Origin of the sequence: Diaminobutyricimonas aerilata, assembly GCF_002797715.1 — a bacterium.
In the GTDB taxonomy this organism is placed as follows: Bacteria; Actinomycetota; Actinomycetes; order Actinomycetales; family Microbacteriaceae; genus Diaminobutyricimonas; species Diaminobutyricimonas aerilata.
Map to the genome: position 1 here is coordinate 450397 of NZ_PGFF01000001.1, position 16745 is coordinate 467141.

A 16745-nucleotide genomic window follows, 5' to 3' on the forward strand; every position below is an offset into this window, starting at 1 on the left:
TGAGCCTGTCGAAGCGGGTCGTACGGCGGTTCCCTTCGACGGGCTCAGGGAACGGCGCCGCATCCGACGGTCTACTGCACGGCGGCGGTGAGGCGCGCGATGTTGTCGAGCACCTTCGAGCGGAACGGGCGGGCCTGCCACTCCTCGAGCGTCAGCTGCCGGCTCTTCGCGCGATACCCCGCCTCGACCTCGCGGAGGGAGCGCACGAACGAGGCGCCGCGGATCATCACCGAGATCTCGAGGTTGAGCGTGAACGACCGCATGTCCATATTGCTCGACCCGATGACCGACACGTCGTCGTCGATGGTGAAGTGCTTCGCGTGCAGCACCGTCGGCTCCCGGTAGAGCCAGATGGTGACGCCGGCCCGCAGCAGCGCCTCGTAGTAGCTGCGCTGCGCATGGTAGACGAGCGGCTGGTCGCCGATCTCGCTCACGAACAGCTGCACGTCGAGACCGCGCTGCGCGGCCGTCGTGATCGCGTAAAGCATCGACTCGTCGGGAACGAAGTACGGGCTCGTGATGATGATGCGCTCGCGCGCGTTGTAGAGCAGCGCGTTGAACAGGCGCAGGTTGTTCTCGCCCTCGAAGCCCGGTCCGCTCGGCACCACCTGGCAGTCGAGCGGATCCTCGGTGGTCGCCGCCGTCATCGTCTCCCGCTCGCGCAGCAGCAGGTCATCCGTCTCGCTGTACCAGTCGGTCACGAAGAGGGCGTCGATGCCCGCGACGATCGGTCCCTCGAAACGCACCATGAGGTCGCGCCATTTGAGTCCACGGCGGCGATTGCGCCAGCGGTCGTAGCCGCGGTCGATCATGTTCTGCGAGCCGGTGAACGCCACCTCACCGTCGATGACGAGCAGCTTGCGGTGGTTGCGCAGGTCCGGTCGCTGGAACTTGCCGCGCAGCGGCTGCACCGGCAGCATGAGCTGCCACTGCACCCCCATCCGCTTGAGCCGCTTGAGCGTGCGCCGGTACGGCGGGTACTGCCGCGAGGCGATGTGGTCGAGCAGCACACGCACCGTCACCCCGCGACGGTGGGCGTCTTCGAGGGCGCGGAAGAACGGCTCGCTCGTGTCGTCGACGGCGAGGATGTAGAACTCGACGTGCACGTATCGTCGCGCCTTCGCGACGGCTTCGGTCATCGCCGCGATCGACTCGTCGTACTCCGGGTACAGGCGTGCGGTGTTGCCACCGACGAGCGGCATCGCGCCGAGCGTCCGGTTCAGCTCCACCACCGGGGCGAGCCACGACGGCCACGAGCTGTTCTCGCTCACGTGCTCCATGCCGACGGTGGAGTCGAGGATGTACTGGTTGATCGTCGACTGCCGTTCACGCCGCTTGCGCGGGAGCTTCGTGCTGCCGATGAGCAGGAACAGCAGGAACCCGATGTACGGGATGAGGAAGATCGCGAGCAACCAGGCCGTCGCGGTCTGCGGGCGCCGGTTGATCGGCACGACGATGATCGCGGTGATGCGGATCGCGAGGTCGATCGCGAGGAGGACGACGGCCCAGATGGTGGTCATGAGGGTCGGGTCCACGCCCCAACTCTAGGGGCGGCCCGCTCGCGGCGACGGCCCCAGTAGGGGCGGTGCCGGGGTCAGCGCATGTTGACGAACTGCAGGGCGACGTCGAGGTCCTTGCCCTTGAGCAGCGCGATCACGGCCTGCAGGTCGTCGCGGCTCTTCGACTGCACGCGCAGCTCGTCGCCCTGGATCTGGCTCTTCACGCTCTTCGGGCCCTCGTCTCGGATGATCTTCGCGATCTTCTTCGCGTCATCGCTCGAGATGCCGTTCTTCATGCCCGCCTCGATGCGGAACTCCTTGCCGCTCGCGAACGGCTTGCCGGCGTCGAGGGCGCGCAACGAGATGCCGCGCTTGATGAGCTTCTGCTCGAACACGTCGAGCACCGCCTTGACCCGCTCCTCGGTCGAGGCCTTCATCAGCACCTTCTCGCCGCTCCACTCGATCGAGGCGCCGACGTTCTTGAAGTCGTACCGCTGCGCGATCTCCTTCTGCGCCTGGATGAGCGCGTTGTCGGCCTCCATCTTGTCGACCTTGCTGACGATGTCGAATGAGGAATCTGCCATGACTCCAGCCTAGACATCCGCATCCTGCGGCGGCACACGGCGGCTCGTTCGAGGAACGAGCCGCCGTGACGGTCAGGCGGGCAGGGCGGGGCTCGCCGTCCGGCGTCGGACGTAGCCGAGCAGGAACGACACGAGCGCGAGGGCGGTGGCGATCGCCCCGGTCACCGGCACGGCGGCTGCTCCTCCGGTGGCGAGGGCGGCGGCCCCGAGCGGAGGTGCGATCGCGATTCCGAGGTACATCGCCGTCGAGTACCACGAGATCGCATGAGCGGCCTGTTCCGAGTCGATCGTCACCAGTCGGTGCTGCACCGGCACGGTCGCGGCGAAAGCGACGACGCCCCAGACGGCGAACACCACCACGTCGGCGACGAACGACCGGAACACGAGGGCGAGTGCCGCGAGGGCGACGATCTGCCCGGCGAGTGCGAGCGTCGCCGTCGCGCGGTTCCCGACCCGGTCGGTCACCGGACCGATCGCGATGTTCCCCGCGACACCGGCGAGTCCGTAGACCAGCAGCAGTGCGGCGAGCGCCGTGCCGGAGCCGCCCGTCGCCTGCTCGGTGACCGCCGCGCTGCGGATGTACACGGTGTTGAAGCCGGCCGTGAGCAGCGCCGTGGCACCGAGGACGGCGAGGATGCGCGGGTCCCGCAGGGGTGCCAGCCGGCGGGCGAACGAGGCAGGGCCGGCGAGGGGCACGTGCCCGACGAAGAGCGGGATCGCCACGGCGAGCAGCGCGGCCAGTGCGACGAGCGACCACAGTGGTGCGCGCCATCCGAACGCCTCTCCCAGCGCCGTGCCGAGCGGCGAGCCGACCGCGGTCGCCAGCGTGAACCCGGCTCCAACGAGCGCGAGTGCGCGGCCCCGCCGCTGCGGCGGCACGAGGGCCGCGGCGGCGGCGGTGGCGGTGGGCACGAGGGCCGCGCCGCCCAGGCCGGCCAGGGTGCGCCCGGCGATGAACAGCGGGAGGTCGGGAGCGAGCACCGCGAGCGCGGAACCGAGACCGAGCACCGCGACCCCCGCCGCCATGAGGGTGGATCGGGGAACCCGCGGCAGCAGCAGCGCGACGGCGGGGGACGCGATGGCCACAACGAGCGCGTATCCGGTGATCGCGTAGCTCACCGCGCTCGGGGTCGCCCGCAGGTCGGCGGCGATCTCGGGAAGCAGGCCGGCGATGACGAACGCGTTGGTGCCCACGACGAAGAGAGCGGTCGCGAGCAGGAGCAGCTTGAGAAGAGACGGGCCGTATGATGGTTGGGCATCGGTCATACCGCAGACGCTAGCGAATGGTTTGATCGATGTCCAACCATGGAGGTGTGCGTGGAGGACCGGTATCCGATCCCCGACATGGCCGACGTCGAGCTCGTCGACGTGCTCCGTGCCCTCGCCGATCCTGTCCGTCTCGACATCGTGCGCCTGCTGGGTGACGGCGAGCCGCACCTCAAGAGCGACTGCGTCGCCGAACGGCCCGACCTCCACAAGTCGACCTATTCGCATCACTTCAAGACCCTGCGGGAGGCCGGCGTCACCCGCATGATCGTGGAGGGGCGCTCGCATCAGATCCGGTTGCGCAAGGACGAGCTCGCTGCGCGCTTCCCGGGTCTGCTCGACTCCGTGCTTGCCCAAGGACCGACGACACTCACGCGCGAGTTCCTGACCGACCCGGGCGCCGCTCCCGACTCGTCGGACTGACGTCCGCCGCGTCAGCGGGCGCGCGGGTCGTGCCGCGCCGTGCTGCCGCGCACCACGAGTTCGTAGGGCAGTGGGGTGTTGAGAGAGCCGTGCGCCCGGTTCTCCGGGTGCAGCTGATCCATGAGGATCTCGACGGCGAGCTCGCCCTGCAGTTCGGGGAACTGGGCGACCGTGGTGAGCCCGAAGAACTCGGCGAGCTCGTGGTCGTCGATGCCGATCACCGAGAGGTCGTCCGGCACCCGCAACCCCATGTCGCGCGCGGCGAGGATCGTGCCGATCGCCATCTCGTCGGAGGCGGCGAAGACGGCCGTCGGCCGGTTGCGCGGACTCCCGAGCAGCTGCTTCGCCGCGTGGTACGCGCCCTGCAGGGTGAAGTCGCACGGCGCGTACAGGGTCGGGTCGACGGGGATGCCGACCGCCTCGAGTGCGGCCTCGTAGCCCTCTCGGCGGTTGGTGGGCACGTGGAAGTCGCGCTCGTCCTCCACATCGCCGCCGATGTGCGCGATGCGGCGGTGACCCAGCGAGACGAGGTGCTCGGTCGCGAGCCTCGACACCTCGACGTCGTCGATGCTGAGCGTGCGCACCCCGGTGAGCGGACCGCCGACGCCGACCACGGGCTTGTCGATGTCGAGCAGCCGGGTCACCTCGTCCGGTGTGAGCTCCAGATTGATCGCGATCACCGCATCCACCCGTTTGCGCAGCAGGAAGTGCTCGAAGACGCTGCGCCGCTCATCGCCGCCTCCGCTCAGGTTGTAGAGGGTCAGGTCGTAGCCGTGCGACAGCAGGCGGCGCTGCGCGCCCTCGATCACGGCGCCGTAGAACCAGCGGTTGAGGAACGGGATGACGACGCCGACGTTGCGGGTGCGTCCGGTCGCGAGGCCGGAGGCGCTCGACGAGACGACGTAGCCGAGTTCGGAGGCCGCCGCGGCGACGCGTTCCTTCGTGGCGGGGGAGACGTGGCCTCGACCGCTCAGCGCGCGGGACACGGTGGCGGTGGAGACGCCCGCGAGCTGCGCCACTTCGTCGATGCCCGGCATGCGCCACCCTCCTCGGTCGGTGCGATCCTATCCGCGGGCGGCGTCACACGCGGTGCCGGCCCGTGGTTCGCGACCGCTCGCGATCCGTATATCCTTGTCTGCGCGCCTCCGGTTGGTGAATACATCGGTCGGGTGCGCACACGGCGAGTTACCCAAGCGGCCAAAGGGATCTGACTGTAAATCAGCTGTCTACGACTTCGGGGGTTCGAATCCCTCACTCGCCACCGATCCACACGAAGGCGCCCCTCAGCGGGCGCTTTCGTCTTTCCCGCCCGTCACACGAGGGCGTGCTCGGCGCGGTACGCGGCGCGCAGATCCTCCGGGCAGGCCGCGGAGGCGGCATCCGCGGTGGTCAGTGAGGCGAGCCGATCGAGCACGCCGAGCGCCGCCGCGGAGTCGCCCGCATCGTGGTGCGCGTGGGCGAGGGCTCGGAGGGTGGCCGCCTCGCGTCCGTGATCGCCGGAGGTCACCGCGATCTCGAGCCCGCCGGCGAGCCGGGAGATCCTCGTCCGGCTGTCGCGTGCGGCGTCGGCGCTGAGGATGAGGGCCCGGTTGAGACACCGGAGATCCCCCAGTCGGCGGAACGTGTCCACGAGCTCATCGAGGTCGCCCGCCTCCTCGAGGCCGAGGGTCGCCTGCACGATGCGCGCGTGAGCGACCTCGTGCTCGTTGAAGACCGCCTCCGCGTACGCCCGGCACTCCGCCGCCCACACCCGCGCCATCCGCGGATCCGTCTCGACGGCCGCCGACGCCATCATGTACCGCACGTTGTTCACGTGCGTCAGATCGTCCGCCCGGGCGTACGCGCGCATCGCCGCGGAGAACGCCTCCAGCGCACCCGGGAGGTCGGCGTCGGGGCCGCTGTTCAACGCGATCCCGCGGGCCTGACGGATGGCACCGAGCTCCCAGTCCTCCCCGCGCTCCGCGGCGAGCCGCTCCGCCTCGGCGAGGTGGGCGAGAGCCGCCTTCCGATCATCGCGATAGGCGGCGGCGAGTCCGGCGAGCTGATGAGCCGCGCGGCGCGACCCGCCCCCGTGAGTCGCCAGTGCGAGTGCGCGATCGCCGAGCGCGGTCACCCGGTCCACGTCGACGAAGGCGATCGCGTTGCCGAGCGCGAGGAGGTCGTCCGCGTCGGCCTCCTCCAGCACGGCCGCGTCGGTCGAGGCCCGCACCAACGCGGTGATGCTGTCGACGTCCGCCCCGTACTGCTCCACCCCGATCGACAGGGCGGTCGCCAGGTCGAGGGCGCTCGGATGCCTCGTCGACAGCGCCCACCGCAGCGCGGCATTCACCTCGGGACACAGGATCGCCGATGTGCGGCCCGCCTCGGGGCTCGCGTCGGTGCGTGCCTGCCCGGCGAACCGCCTCGCGATGACCGCGGTGTGCTCGGTGTGCTTCCGACGCACCTCGTCGATCAGCCCCGGATCGGTGCGGGCGAGCACGAACTCGCGCATGACGGCGAGCATCCGCAGTCGGGGCGGATCGGCGCTCACCGGGATCAGTAACGACTGGTCGAGCAGCCGGAGCGCGGCACCGTTCGACCCGCGGCCCGCGACGGCGGCGGCCAGCTCGAAGTCGAACGTGCCCGGGAGGGCCGCGAGCCGCCGGAGCACATCCTGGTCTTCGGCCGTCAGCAGATCCCAGGTCCACTCGAAGGCCGTCGCAAGGGAACGATGGCGTCCGTCGGGTGAGGCGCGGTCGAGCGAACCGACGTCCGCGACCAGTCGCGCTTCGATCGCCGCGAGCGGCAGATGACGGGCGACGGACGCGGCGAGTTCGAGGGCGAGCGGCAGACCATCGAGCCGTGCGCAGATGCGGTCCGCCGTCGCCCGATCCGCGTCCGCGACCGCAGTGCCGGCGGTCCGCAACCGGTCGAGGAGCAGCGCAGTCGCCGGCGAATCCACCCCGGCGGACGCGAGCGGCCGCACCGAGTGGACGACCTCATCGGGATCGCCGAGCGGCGTCCTCGACGTGACGAGCACACGCAGGTCAGGGGCGCGACGCAGCAACCGCCGGACGGCGTCCGTCGTCGCGCGGCCGACCCGGTCGGCGTTGTCGAGTACGAGGAGGTAGTCCTGAGCCGAGAGCGCGACGCCGAGCGTGTCGGTGAGCTCGGCGCCCGGGGGCAGCTCGAGCCCGAGGGTGCGCGTGATGCGCGCGGCCACCTCGGACGGCTGCGCGTGCTCGAGCTCGACGACGAGCGGAACGCGTTCGCTCTGATCGCGGGCGTACTCGAGCGCGAGTCTCGTCTTGCCGACCCCGCCCACGCCGGCCAGGGTCACCCAGCGCCCGCTCGCGAGCAGACCCGCGATCGCGGCCAGATCGCGTCCGCGGCCCCGCAGCGGGTTCGCGGGCGGGTGCACGGACGCGTCGCGCAGCGCGAGAGCCGCCGAGATGAGGTCGGCCCGGGTGTCGGCGCGGAGCTTGCGGCGCAGACTCGCGATGTGGCTCTCGACGGTGCGCACGGAGATGAACAACTCCGCGGCGATCTCGGAGTTGTTCCACCGCCGCTCCACTGCGGCGAGCACCGCGCGTTCCCGCGGTGTGAGAAGCGGGCCTCCCACGCGGGGATTCTACTCGCGGTCACCCGTTCCGCACCCGGCGGATTCCGGGGAGGAGGAGAGGCGGATGCGCGGGCCGCGCATCAGCCTCTCCCTGATCAGCGCACCGTCGCCGTGAGGAGCAGGTACTCCCAGCGCATCCCGCCGTCGTCTTCGAGCACCGCGTCGCCGACGGCGTCGAGAGCCGCGTCGAGGGCCGCCAGCTTCTCGGGGTCGTCGGCATTGCGGTTGTACACCGCGATCACCGGTCCGTAATGGGATGCGAAGTGCTGGCGGAACTCCACCCCCGACGCGAACCGGTCCACGCGCACCGTGTCGCGGACGGCGTGCACGTCGGTGACCGCGTCTCCGAGCAGCCCGCGCACGTGCTGCTCGTCTCCCCACAGGGGAGCCGGCTGCGCCCCGGGAGGGGGCGGGGCGTTGAAGGGCTTCATCGCGGCGAACATCTGCCCGACGAGTCCGCTGGGCGTCCAGCTCAGCAGGCCGATGCGCCCGCCCGAGCGGGTGACGCGCAACAGCTCCGCGGAACTGCGCTCGTGGTGCGGCGCGAACATGATCCCGATGCTCGAGATCGCGACGTCGAACTCGCCGTCGGAGAACGGCAGCGCTTCGGCGTCGGCTTCGCGCCACTCCAGTTCGGCGCCCGCCTCGCGGGCGTGACGTCGTCCGGCGTCGAAGAGCTCCGGGGTCAGGTCGGTCGCGACGACGCTCGCGCCGCGCAGGGCCGCGGGGATCGCGGCGTTGCCGGTGCCCGCGGCGATGTCGAGCACGCGTTCGCCCGGCCGGATGTCGACGGCCTCGACCAGGCGGGGCCCGAGCGACCAGATGAGGTCGTGGGCGAGCGCGGGGTAGTCGCCCGAGGCCCACATCGCCCGATGCTTGCTCTTCAAGGCGCGGTCGGCCTCATCGGTGCTGCTGGTGGTGCTGCTGCTTTTCAGATCTGTCATGTCCGACTCCTGTGTTCTCGTTGGGGACACCACAAGGCTCCGCCGACGTCCCGCCCCGCACATCCGTGCTGAGCACGGAGATCACACGTCGCGCCGAGACGCGTGTGATTGGGTGGAGAGCATGAGCGCGGAACTGCTGGAGATCGCCCGAGCCATCGCCATCCAGGCGGGCGAGCTCGCGGCGCGGCGCCGAGCGGAGGGGGTGAGCGTCGCCGCGACGAAGTCGTCGTCCGTCGACATCGTCACCGAAGCCGATCGCGAGACCGAGAACCTCATCCGCTCGCTCATCGCCGAGGCGCGACCCGACGACGGGTTCCTCGGCGAGGAGGGCGGCGGTGAAGGCGGTGGCAGCGGTCTCACCTGGGTGGTCGACCCGATCGACGGCACGGTCAACTTCCTGTACGGCATCCCGCACTACGGCATCAGCATCGCCGTGGTCGAGGGCGACCCCGACCCGCTCACCTGGCGGGCGCTCGCCGGATGCGTCGTCAACCCGGCAGCGGGGGAGACCTTCACCGCGGCGGCGGGAGCGGGCGCCCGGCTGAACGGCCGGCAGATCCGCGTCAACGACGCCGTGTCGCTCTCGCAGGCTCTCGTGGCCACCGGCTTCTCGTACACCGCCGAGCGGCGTGTGGAACAGGCGACCGCGGTCACCAACCTCATCGGCCGTGTGCGCGACGTGCGCCGCATGGGGACCGCGTCGCTCGACCTCTGCTTCGTCGGCTGCGGACGGCTCGACGCCTACTTCGAACGGAACCTCAACCCGTGGGATCACGCAGCCGGCGCACTCGTCGCGGCCGAGGCGGGCGCCTTCGTCGGCGGGTGGAACGGTTCACCGGCGGGTCGCGAATTCATCCTCGCCGGGCACCCCGAACTGATCCGCGAACTCGAGCCGGCCCTCGTCGAGAGCGGTGCGTGAAGCCCCGTCAGGTGGCCTTTCGCTCGATATCGAGTTACCCTTTATCGATCCGTTACATTTCGAGCGATCGCTCGAGGCCTTCGACGGTGCCGAAAGTACGACGACACGGGCCCACCTGCGCCCGGGTCATCCACTGAGGAGAAGTTCCCTGCTGTTCCACGAGTCTGCCGAGCCCCGCGAGGGCGACGCTCCCACCACGACGTCTGATCTCGCGTTCCTCGGCCTCTCGACCGCGGACGAGCCCCGGCCCGCCACCGCGGCGATCCCGATCCTCGTCGACTCCACGACCGATCAGCAGTTCAGCAGCCGTCGCGAGCGTCGCGAGCAGGAGCGTTCGAACGCCCGCCGGCCCATCCGCCGTCGCCCCGCCCGCCCCGTCGTCGAGTCGACCGGCACCGCCCCCGACGCGATCCAGACGCCGCGCGCATCGACCGTCGAGGAGCTCGTCGGCCCGGAGCCCGCGCGCGACCGCGTGCGTCGCCGCAAGGCCAAGGCGAAGTCCCGCACCGCCACGCGCCCGCCCCGCGCCCCCCGCGCCGGTGCCGCCGCCGGCCCGTCGCCCATCCCGGTCGCGACCGCCGCGGACCAGCGCTCGCTCCGTGAGCGCGTCGCCGGCAAGCTGCTCTCCTCCGGCGTCATCCTCTTCACGGGCGCCATGCTCGTCGGCCTCACCGTGCCGGCCAACCTCTTCACCCCGCAGTCCTCGACCGCGTCGACGACGTTCGTCGAGGCGACCGGCGGCGACACCACGATCGCGTTGCAGAACGTCGAGACCGCGGCCGGCGTCGCGCCGACCGTGAGCCGCGACAACTACACCGTCACCTCGTACGCCGAGCAGCTCAAGGCGAAGTACGGCAACCGCAACTTCACCTACGTCGCGAGCGGCACGGGAGCCATCCGCTGGCCGTTCCCCTACGCCGTGCCGATCACCGACGGCTACGGTGCGCGCACCGCCCCCTGTCGCGGATGCTCGACCCAGCACAAGGGCGTCGACTTCGTGCCCGGCAACGGCGCGCCGATCTACGCGATCGCCGACGGCGTCGTCAGCACGCACGAGGAGGGTGGCGGCCTCGGCAACCACGTATTCCTCGAGCACATCGTCGACGGCCAGGAGGTGCGCAGCGTCTACGCGCACATGCAGTGGGGTTCGAGCCCGCTCGTCGAGGGCCAGGAGGTCAAGGTCGGCGACTTCATCGGCCTCACCGGCGAGACCGGTCAGGCGACCGGCCCGCACCTCCACTTCGAGATCTGGGTCAACGGCGAACACGTCAACCCCTTCGACTGGTTGCAGACCCACGCCGGCTGACCTCCGCATCCGCTTCACGACGAACGCCCCGCCTCGAGCGGGGCGTTCGTCGTTTCCGCCGCGCGGGTCCGGGGTGGAGGGCCGTGAGTTGCGGACATCTGCGGGAATCCGCGGATCGATTCCCGCAGATGTCCGCAACTCACCGCTCCGGTGAACGGCGGCGCGGCGGTCCGAGAACGACGATGCCCCCGCCGCAGCGGCGGGGGCATCGGAGAAGGGGCGGGGTGGGCGTCAGGCGCGCAACCACACCGTGGTGTCGGGCGGCAGCACCGCGCCGTCGAGATCCGAGCTGGCGACGAGCACCTCGCCGGCGGGGAGTTCCACGGGGGTGTCACCCGCGTTCGCGACGACGGTGACCTCGCCATTGCGGAACGCGACGACGTCGGGGCCGAATCCGGGCACCCAGTCGAGCGAGCCGTGGCCGAGGTCGTTCGCGGCGCGCAGGGCGAGCAGGGTTCGGTACAGCTCGAGCGTGCTGCCCGGCGCACCACGCTGCACGTCGCGGGCGAAGCTCGCCCAGTCCGACGGCTGCGGCAGCCAGCTCGCACCCGTCGCGTTGAACCCGAAGGCGGGGGCGTCGGCCTCCCACGGCAGCGGCACGCGGCATCCGTCACGGCCGTAGCGCTCGCCGCCGGTGCGGATCCACGTCGGGTCCTGGCGGGCCTCATCGGGCAGGTCGATCGCCTCGGGGAGCCCGAGCTCCTCACCCTGGTAGATGTACGCGCTGCCCGGCAGGGCGAGCATGAGCGCGGTCGCCGCGCGAGCGCGACGCAGACCGACCACCGGGTCGGGCAGTCCGGGCGACTTGGGCCCGAGGCCGTGACCCTGCGGGTTCTCGGCGGTGATGGCGAGCCGGCTCGCGTGGCGCACGACGTCGTGGTTGCTCAGCACCCACGTGCTCGGCGCGCCGACCGAGGCGAACGCCGCGATCGAGTCGTCGACCACGCGGCGGATGGCGGTCGCCTTCCACGGCGTCTCGAGGTACGAGAAGTTGAACGCCTGGTGCATCTCGTCGGCACGCACCCAGTCGGCGAGGCGCGCGAGGGGCTCCACCCACGCCTCGGCGGCGAGGATGCGGTCACCCTCGTACTCGTCGAGAACGTCGCGCCACTCGCGCCAGATCTCGTGCACCCCCTCCTGCGCCCAGTACGGCGGGGTGTCCGGTCCGCTCGCGCTGATCTCGGGCTCGAGCGCGCCGGCGTCGAGGGTCGGGGTCGATCCACCCATGCTGCCGCCGCCCTCCGGCGGCGTGTAGTCCGGCAGGCCGGGCACCTTCACCATGCCGTGGGCGACGTCGACGCGGAATCCGTCGACACCGCGGTCGAGCCAGAACCGCAGCACATCGCGGAACTGCTCGTGCACCCACGGGTTCGTCCAGTCGAGGTCGGGCTGCGACGAGTCGAACAGGTGCAGGTACCACTGTCCGGGGGTGCCGTCGGCTTCCTCGACGCGGGTCCAGGCGGGACCGCCGAACACGGACTCCCAGTTGTTCGGCGGCAGCTCGCCGTTCTCCCCGCGACCGTCGCGGAACAGGTACCGCGCGCGCTCGGGGGACCCGGGAGCGGCGGCGAGCGCCTCCTGGAACCAGCGGTGCGCACTCGAGGAGTGGTTGGGAACGATGTCGACGATCACCCGGAGTCCGAGCTCGTGCGCGCGGCCGAGCATCCGGTCGAAGTCGTCGAGGGTGCCGAACAGGGGATCGACATCGCAGTAGTCGGCGACGTCGTAGCCGGCGTCCTTCTGCGGCGAACGGTAGAACGGCGAGAGCCAGACGGCGTCGACGCCCAGCTCGGCGAGGTCGCCGAGCCGCTCGGTGATGCCGGGCAGGTCGCCGATCCCGTCACCGGAGCCGTCGGCGAAGGAGCGCGGGTAGACCTGGTAGATCACGGCGGAGCGCCACCACTCGCGGCCGAGGCCGGTGGTGGTCGCGGGGGAGGCGTCGGGGCGCCCCTCGATGGTGGAGGTGGTCTCGGTGGTCATGCGTACCTCGGGGCGTGGTCGGTGTGGCACTCGGGATGACTGTAAGCGATTGCAGTCGGGCGCCGGAAGGAGGTTGACGGACGGAATTCAATCGTGCCGCTTCTGTTGTTGGCAAATCGTTCTGAACGATGTATGAATGGAAGCGCTTGCAGATCGCGAGCGAAACCACGAGTACGGCCACAACGTCGCGGCCCGGGTCCCACAGCGGATCCCCCGGTCACCGGGTGTGCGGCGAGGTCGTCCTGCACACGAAAGGTGACACCATGACGGTGAAGACCCCGCGCCGCAGCCTGCTTCTCGCGGGTGCTGCGCTCGCCGGCGGAGCGCTCGTGCTCTCCGGCTGCTCCGCATCGGACGGCGGCGGTGGCGAGAGCGACACCTCGACGTTGACGGTGTGGCTCGACGCCAACCGTGCCGAGGCCCTCGGCGACGTCATCTCCGACTTCGAGGAGGAGAATGACGTCACGGTCGACGTCGTGCAGAAGGACTTCCCGGCGATCGCCGGCGACTTCACGCAGCAGGCGCCGACGGGCAAGGGCCCGGATGTCGTCATCGCCCCCCACGATGCGCTCGGCCAGCTCGTCACCAACGGCATCGTCGAGCCGATCACTCTCGAGAACCCGGACGACTTCCAGGAGGTCGCGATCCAGGCCGTCTCGTACGAGGGCCAGGTCTACGGCGTGCCGGTCTCGATCGAGAACGTCGCGCTCATCCGCAACACCGACCTCGACCCGAACGCGCACGCCACGTTCGACGAGCTCGTCTCCGCGGGTCAGGCGCTCGTCGGCCAGAACGGGGTGGAGTACCCCGTCATCATCCAGGCGGGCGACAACAACCTCGGTGACCCGTACCACCTGTACCCGATCCAGACCTCGTTCGGCGCTCCGGTGTTCGGCACCGACGCGGAGGGGGCCTACAACCCCGAGGACCTGCAGATGGACAACGAGGGCGGCAAGGCCTTCGCCGCGAAGCTCGCCGAGTGGGGCGCGAGCGGTGTGCTCAACCCGAGCCTCACCGGCGACATCGCCATCGAGTCGTTCGTCGGCGGCAAGTCGCCGTACATGATCACCGGCCCGTGGAACCTCGAGCGCATCAAGGAGGCCGGCTTCGGCTACTCGATCGAAGCCATCCCGTCCGCGGGTGGACAGCCGTCGCAGCCGTTCGTCGGCGTGCAGGGCTTCTTCGTCAGCTCCTACAGCGAGAACGCCCTCCTCGCGAACAAGTTCGTCGTCGACTACATGGGCTCCGAAGAGGTGCAGACGGCGATCTTCGAGTCGGGCGGTCGCGCTCCGGCGCTGAAGACCGCGTTCGAGGCCGCGCAGTCCGACCCGGATGCGGCCGCGTTCGGCGAGGTCGGCGCGAACGGCGCCCCGCAGCCGTCCATCCCCGCGATGAGCGTCGTGTGGGAGGACTGGGGTGTGACCGAGGGTGCCATCATCGACGGCTCCGCCGGTGACCCCGCCGCGGCCTGGGCCGCCATGGCCGAGGGCATCCGAGGCAAGATCGCCGCTGGCTGACCCACGGGCCGGGCGGGGAGACCCGCCCGGCCCGTCCCCGCCGCATCCTTCTGACGGAGACACATGACCACCAACGTCGGCGCGCCCGCCAACATGACGCCCGCCCCTCCGCCCTCGCCGGTCTCCGGTTCGCCGCGCGCGGGCTCCGGTGGGGTGCGCTCCCTCCTGGTCAAGATCACGCTGCTCGGCCTGCTCGACGCCGTCGTCGTGTACGCGCTGTTCGTGCTCGTGATGGCCGAGAACTGGGTGTGGTTCGCGCTCGCGGCGGTCGCGCTGCTCGCGATCAACTGGATCTACCTCTCCCGTCGGAAGCTGCCCGGCAAGTACCTCACGCCGGGGCTCATCTTCCTGCTGCTCTTCCAGGTCTTCGTCGTGCTGTACAGCGGATACATCGCCTTCACGAACTACGGCGACGGTCACAACGGCACGAAAGAAGCCGCGATCTCGGCCATCGTCGAGAAGTCGCTCGTGCGCGTCGAGGACTCGCCTGCGTATGCGGTCACCGTCGTCGAGCAGCTCGGCGAGTTCAGCCTGCTCGTCACCGACCCCGACGGGGTCGTGTCGCTCGGCGGTAACGAGCGCCCGCTCGAGGAGGTCGACGACGCCGAGCTGGAGGGCGACCGCGCCGTCTCGGTGCCGGGTTACACCTCGCTGAGCCTCGGCGACCTGCTCGACAACCAGCGGGCGATCACCGAGCTGTCGGTGCCGCTGACCGACGACCCGAACGACGGCGCGCTGCGCACCGCCGACGGCAGCACCGCGTTCCTGTTCCGCTCGACCCTCGTCTACGACGAGGGCGCCGACACCTTCCTCGACACCGAGAGCGGCGCCGTCTACTCCGACAACGGCGAGGGCGAGTACGCGACCGCCGACGGCGAGGCGCTGACGCCGGGCTGGACGATCAACGTCGGCTTCGAGAACTTCGCACGGGCATTCGGGGACGAGGACATCCGCGGCCCGCTCGTCGGCGTCATCCTCTGGACCTTCGCCTTCGCCGGGCTCTCGGTGCTCACGACCTTCGCGCTCGGACTCTTCCTCGCGATCGTCTTCAATCACGAGCGGATGCGCGGCAAGAAGATCTACCGGGTGCTGATGATCCTCCCGTACGCCTTCCCGGGGTTCCTCTCGGCGCTCGTCTGGGCGGGCATGCTGAACCCGTCGTTCGGCTTCGTCAACCAGGTGCTGCTCGGCGGGGCGGAGATCAACTGGCTCTCGGATCCGGTGCTCGCGAAGATCTCGATCCTGCTCGTCAACCTCTGGCTCGGGTTCCCGTACATGTTCCTCGTCTGCACGGGGGCGCTGCAGGCGATCCCGTCGGACGTGCTCGAGGCCGCGACCGTCGACGGCGCGCGGCCGTGGAACGTCTTCCGCTTGATCAAGCTGCCGCTGCTCATGGTCTCGCTCGCCCCGTTGCTGATCTCGTCGTTCGCGTTCAACTTCAACAACTTCAATCTGATCTACATGCTCACCAACGGCGGTCCCCGCGACATCGACGCCCCGGTGAACGTCGGCGCGACCGACATCCTCATCACCCTCGTGTACAAGGTGGCGTTCGGCACCTCGACCGGCCGGGACTACGGACTCGCGAGCGCGTTCGCGATCCTCATCTTCTTCGTCGTCGCGACGGTGTCGATCATCGGCTTCCGGCGGACCAAGGCCCTGGAGGACATCAACTGATGACCGCATCGACCGCATCCCGACCCGCTGCGCCGCGCACCCTCTCCGCCGACGAGGTGCAGTCCCTGCGCCGCCGCCCGGCCGGCTTCGGTCGGTGGTTCGCCGACACGGGCTGGCGTCACCTCGTGGGTGTGCTCGCCGGGATCTTCTGCGTCTTCCCGCTGCTCTACGTGCTGTCGTCGTCGCTCAACCCGAGCGGCACGCTGCTCAGCGCGAACGGACTGTTCACCGTCGTGGACTTCGGCAACTACGTCGATCTGCTCTTCAACCGGCCACAGCAGCCCTACATCGCCTGGTTCGCCAACACCCTGCTCATCGGGCTGATCTCGGCCGCGGGCACCGTGTTCCTCGGCGCCCTCGCGGCCTACGCGTTCTCGCGCATGCGGTTCACGGGGCGGCGCATCGGATTGCTCACACTGTTGCTCGTGCAGATGTTCCCGCAGCTGCTCGCCGTGGTCGCGATCTTCCTGCTGCTCAACGCGATCGGCGACATCTTCCCGGTGCTCGGCCTCGACTCGCAGATCGGCCTCATCCTCGTCTACCTCGGCGGCGCCCTGGGGGTGAACACCTACCTCATGTACGGGTTCTTCAACACGGTGCCGGCCTCGATCGACGAGGCGGCGAAGATCGACGGAGCCGGACACGCGCGCATCTTCTTCACGATCATCCTGCGCCTCGTCGCGCCGATCCTCGCCGTCGTCGGTCTGCTCTCGTTCGTCGCGACGACGAGCGAGTTCGTGATCGCGAGCGTCGTGCTCGCCGACCCGACGAAGCAGACTCTCGCGGTCGGCCTGTACCGCTTCGTGTCGGAGGAGACGAGCCGCAACTGGGGCCTGTTCGCCGCTGGCGCGGTCATGGCCGCCGTGCCGGTGATGGCGTTGTTCCTGTACCTGCAGAAGTACATCATCAGCGGCCTCACCGCCGGCGCGGTCAAGTGACCCGGAGGACCGCCCGCCGGGCTCCGGTTTCCGCGCGCGGGGTCGCCCGAAGGGGTCGCTCCGGGGGAGTGAGACAGCCCTCGCGGAGGTG

At 70.2% G+C, this 16745-nt stretch carries 13 protein-coding genes and 1 tRNA gene; 7 read left to right on the plus strand and 7 right to left on the minus strand.

The genetic code is table 11. The features are described from left to right. Positions 1 to 71 precede the first annotated feature (71 nt). From cls to CLV46_RS02320, 3 genes are all read right to left on the minus strand, one after another. The gene (gene cls, locus CLV46_RS02310; RefSeq protein ID WP_211282228.1) at positions 72 to 1520 is read right to left on the minus strand and encodes a cardiolipin synthase; all 1449 of its coding nucleotides are present in this window, start codon (positions 1518 to 1520) and stop codon (positions 72 to 74) included. Between the two features lie 74 nt (positions 1521 to 1594). Then, on the minus strand, positions 1595 to 2083 hold the full coding sequence (locus CLV46_RS02315) for a YajQ family cyclic di-GMP-binding protein (protein ID WP_100363301.1): 489 nt from the start codon (positions 2081 to 2083) through the stop codon (positions 1595 to 1597). Positions 2084 to 2155: 72 nt separating this feature from the next. Next, positions 2156 to 3349, minus strand: a complete 1194-nt coding sequence (locus tag CLV46_RS02320) for an MFS transporter (protein ID WP_100363302.1) — start codon at positions 3347 to 3349, stop codon at positions 2156 to 2158. Between the two features lie 78 nt (positions 3350 to 3427). On the opposite strand from CLV46_RS02320, the gene CLV46_RS02325 reads away from it, so the two are divergent. Beyond that, the gene (locus CLV46_RS02325) at positions 3428 to 3772 is read left to right on the plus strand and encodes an ArsR/SmtB family transcription factor (RefSeq protein ID WP_342746093.1); all 345 of its coding nucleotides are present in this window, start codon (positions 3428 to 3430) and stop codon (positions 3770 to 3772) included. Positions 3773 to 3783: 11 nt separating this feature from the next. Here CLV46_RS02325 and CLV46_RS02330 read toward each other — a convergent pair whose 3' ends face one another. Continuing rightward, a complete protein-coding gene (locus tag CLV46_RS02330) occupies positions 3784 to 4809 on the minus strand; it encodes a LacI family DNA-binding transcriptional regulator (protein WP_100363304.1) in 1026 nt (341 codons plus the stop codon). A gap of 142 nt (positions 4810 to 4951) precedes the next feature. Between CLV46_RS02330 and CLV46_RS02335 the strand changes: the two genes are divergently transcribed. Further along, positions 4952 to 5033 (plus strand) — tRNA-Tyr (locus CLV46_RS02335). Positions 5034 to 5084: 51 nt separating this feature from the next. Here the strand turns inward: CLV46_RS02335 and CLV46_RS02340 are convergent. Both CLV46_RS02340 and CLV46_RS02345 read right to left on the minus strand, forming a co-directional pair. After that, entirely contained in the window at positions 5085 to 7373 is a 2289-nt protein-coding gene (locus CLV46_RS02340; RefSeq protein WP_100363305.1) for a LuxR C-terminal-related transcriptional regulator, read from the minus strand. A 95-nt stretch (positions 7374 to 7468) separates the two neighbouring features. After that, complete coding sequence (locus CLV46_RS02345) at positions 7469 to 8317, minus strand: class I SAM-dependent methyltransferase (protein ID WP_100363306.1); 849 nt, start codon at positions 8315 to 8317, stop codon at positions 7469 to 7471. Positions 8318 to 8438: 121 nt separating this feature from the next. On the opposite strand from CLV46_RS02345, the gene CLV46_RS02350 reads away from it, so the two are divergent. Together CLV46_RS02350 and CLV46_RS02355 are read left to right on the plus strand one after the other, a co-directional pair. Then, positions 8439 to 9236 (plus strand): inositol monophosphatase family protein, encoded by a 798-nt coding sequence (locus CLV46_RS02350; protein WP_100365838.1) that lies wholly within the window; start codon positions 8439 to 8441, stop codon positions 9234 to 9236. After that, the gene (locus tag CLV46_RS02355; protein WP_100363307.1) at positions 9229 to 10542 is read left to right on the plus strand and encodes a M23 family metallopeptidase; all 1314 of its coding nucleotides are present in this window, start codon (positions 9229 to 9231) and stop codon (positions 10540 to 10542) included. Before CLV46_RS02350 ends, CLV46_RS02355 begins: the two co-directional genes overlap by 8 nt. Positions 10543 to 10773: 231 nt before the next feature. Here CLV46_RS02355 and CLV46_RS02360 read toward each other — a convergent pair whose 3' ends face one another. After that, positions 10774 to 12522, minus strand: coding sequence for a glycoside hydrolase family 13 protein (locus tag CLV46_RS02360; RefSeq protein ID WP_100363308.1), 1749 nt, complete (start codon positions 12520 to 12522; stop codon positions 10774 to 10776). A gap of 263 nt (positions 12523 to 12785) precedes the next feature. Between CLV46_RS02360 and CLV46_RS02365 the strand changes: the two genes are divergently transcribed. From CLV46_RS02365 to CLV46_RS02375, 3 genes are all read left to right on the plus strand, one after another. Beyond that, on the plus strand, positions 12786 to 14039 hold the full coding sequence (locus CLV46_RS02365) for a sugar ABC transporter substrate-binding protein (RefSeq protein WP_100365839.1): 1254 nt from the start codon (positions 12786 to 12788) through the stop codon (positions 14037 to 14039). A 63-nt stretch (positions 14040 to 14102) separates the two neighbouring features. Continuing rightward, positions 14103 to 15716 carry a maltose ABC transporter permease MalF gene (gene malF, locus CLV46_RS02370; protein ID WP_100363309.1) on the plus strand — a complete coding sequence of 538 codons (1614 nt, stop codon included), beginning with the start codon at positions 14103 to 14105 and terminating at the stop codon, positions 15714 to 15716. After that, positions 15716 to 16654 (plus strand): sugar ABC transporter permease, encoded by a 939-nt coding sequence (locus CLV46_RS02375; protein ID WP_100363310.1) that lies wholly within the window; start codon positions 15716 to 15718, stop codon positions 16652 to 16654. Before malF ends, CLV46_RS02375 begins: the two co-directional genes overlap by 1 nt. Positions 16655 to 16745: the final 91 nt, after the last annotated feature.

What these genes read in the sequence shown, in the direction of transcription:
- cls (WP_211282228.1), bottom strand. Translation starts at nt 1,520, where the DNA reads ATGACCACCATCTGGGCCGTCGTCCTCCTCGCGATCGACCTCGCGATC.
- CLV46_RS02315 (WP_100363301.1), bottom strand. Translation starts at nt 2,083, where the DNA reads ATGGCAGATTCCTCATTCGACATCGTCAGCAAGGTCGACAAGATGGAG.
- CLV46_RS02320 (WP_100363302.1), bottom strand. Translation starts at nt 3,349, where the DNA reads ATGACCGATGCCCAACCATCATACGGCCCGTCTCTTCTCAAGCTGCTC.
- CLV46_RS02325 (WP_342746093.1), top strand. Translation starts at nt 3,428, where the DNA reads ATGGCCGACGTCGAGCTCGTCGACGTGCTCCGTGCCCTCGCCGATCCT.
- CLV46_RS02330 (WP_100363304.1), bottom strand. Translation starts at nt 4,809, where the DNA reads ATGCCGGGCATCGACGAAGTGGCGCAGCTCGCGGGCGTCTCCACCGCC.
- CLV46_RS02345 (WP_100363306.1), bottom strand. Translation starts at nt 8,317, where the DNA reads ATGACAGATCTGAAAAGCAGCAGCACCACCAGCAGCACCGATGAGGCC.
- CLV46_RS02350 (WP_100365838.1), top strand. Translation starts at nt 8,439, where the DNA reads ATGAGCGCGGAACTGCTGGAGATCGCCCGAGCCATCGCCATCCAGGCG.
- CLV46_RS02360 (WP_100363308.1), bottom strand. Translation starts at nt 12,522, where the DNA reads ATGACCACCGAGACCACCTCCACCATCGAGGGGCGCCCCGACGCCTCC.
- CLV46_RS02365 (WP_100365839.1), top strand. Translation starts at nt 12,786, where the DNA reads ATGACGGTGAAGACCCCGCGCCGCAGCCTGCTTCTCGCGGGTGCTGCG.
- malF (WP_100363309.1), top strand. Translation starts at nt 14,103, where the DNA reads ATGACCACCAACGTCGGCGCGCCCGCCAACATGACGCCCGCCCCTCCG.
- CLV46_RS02375 (WP_100363310.1), top strand. Translation starts at nt 15,716, where the DNA reads ATGACCGCATCGACCGCATCCCGACCCGCTGCGCCGCGCACCCTCTCC.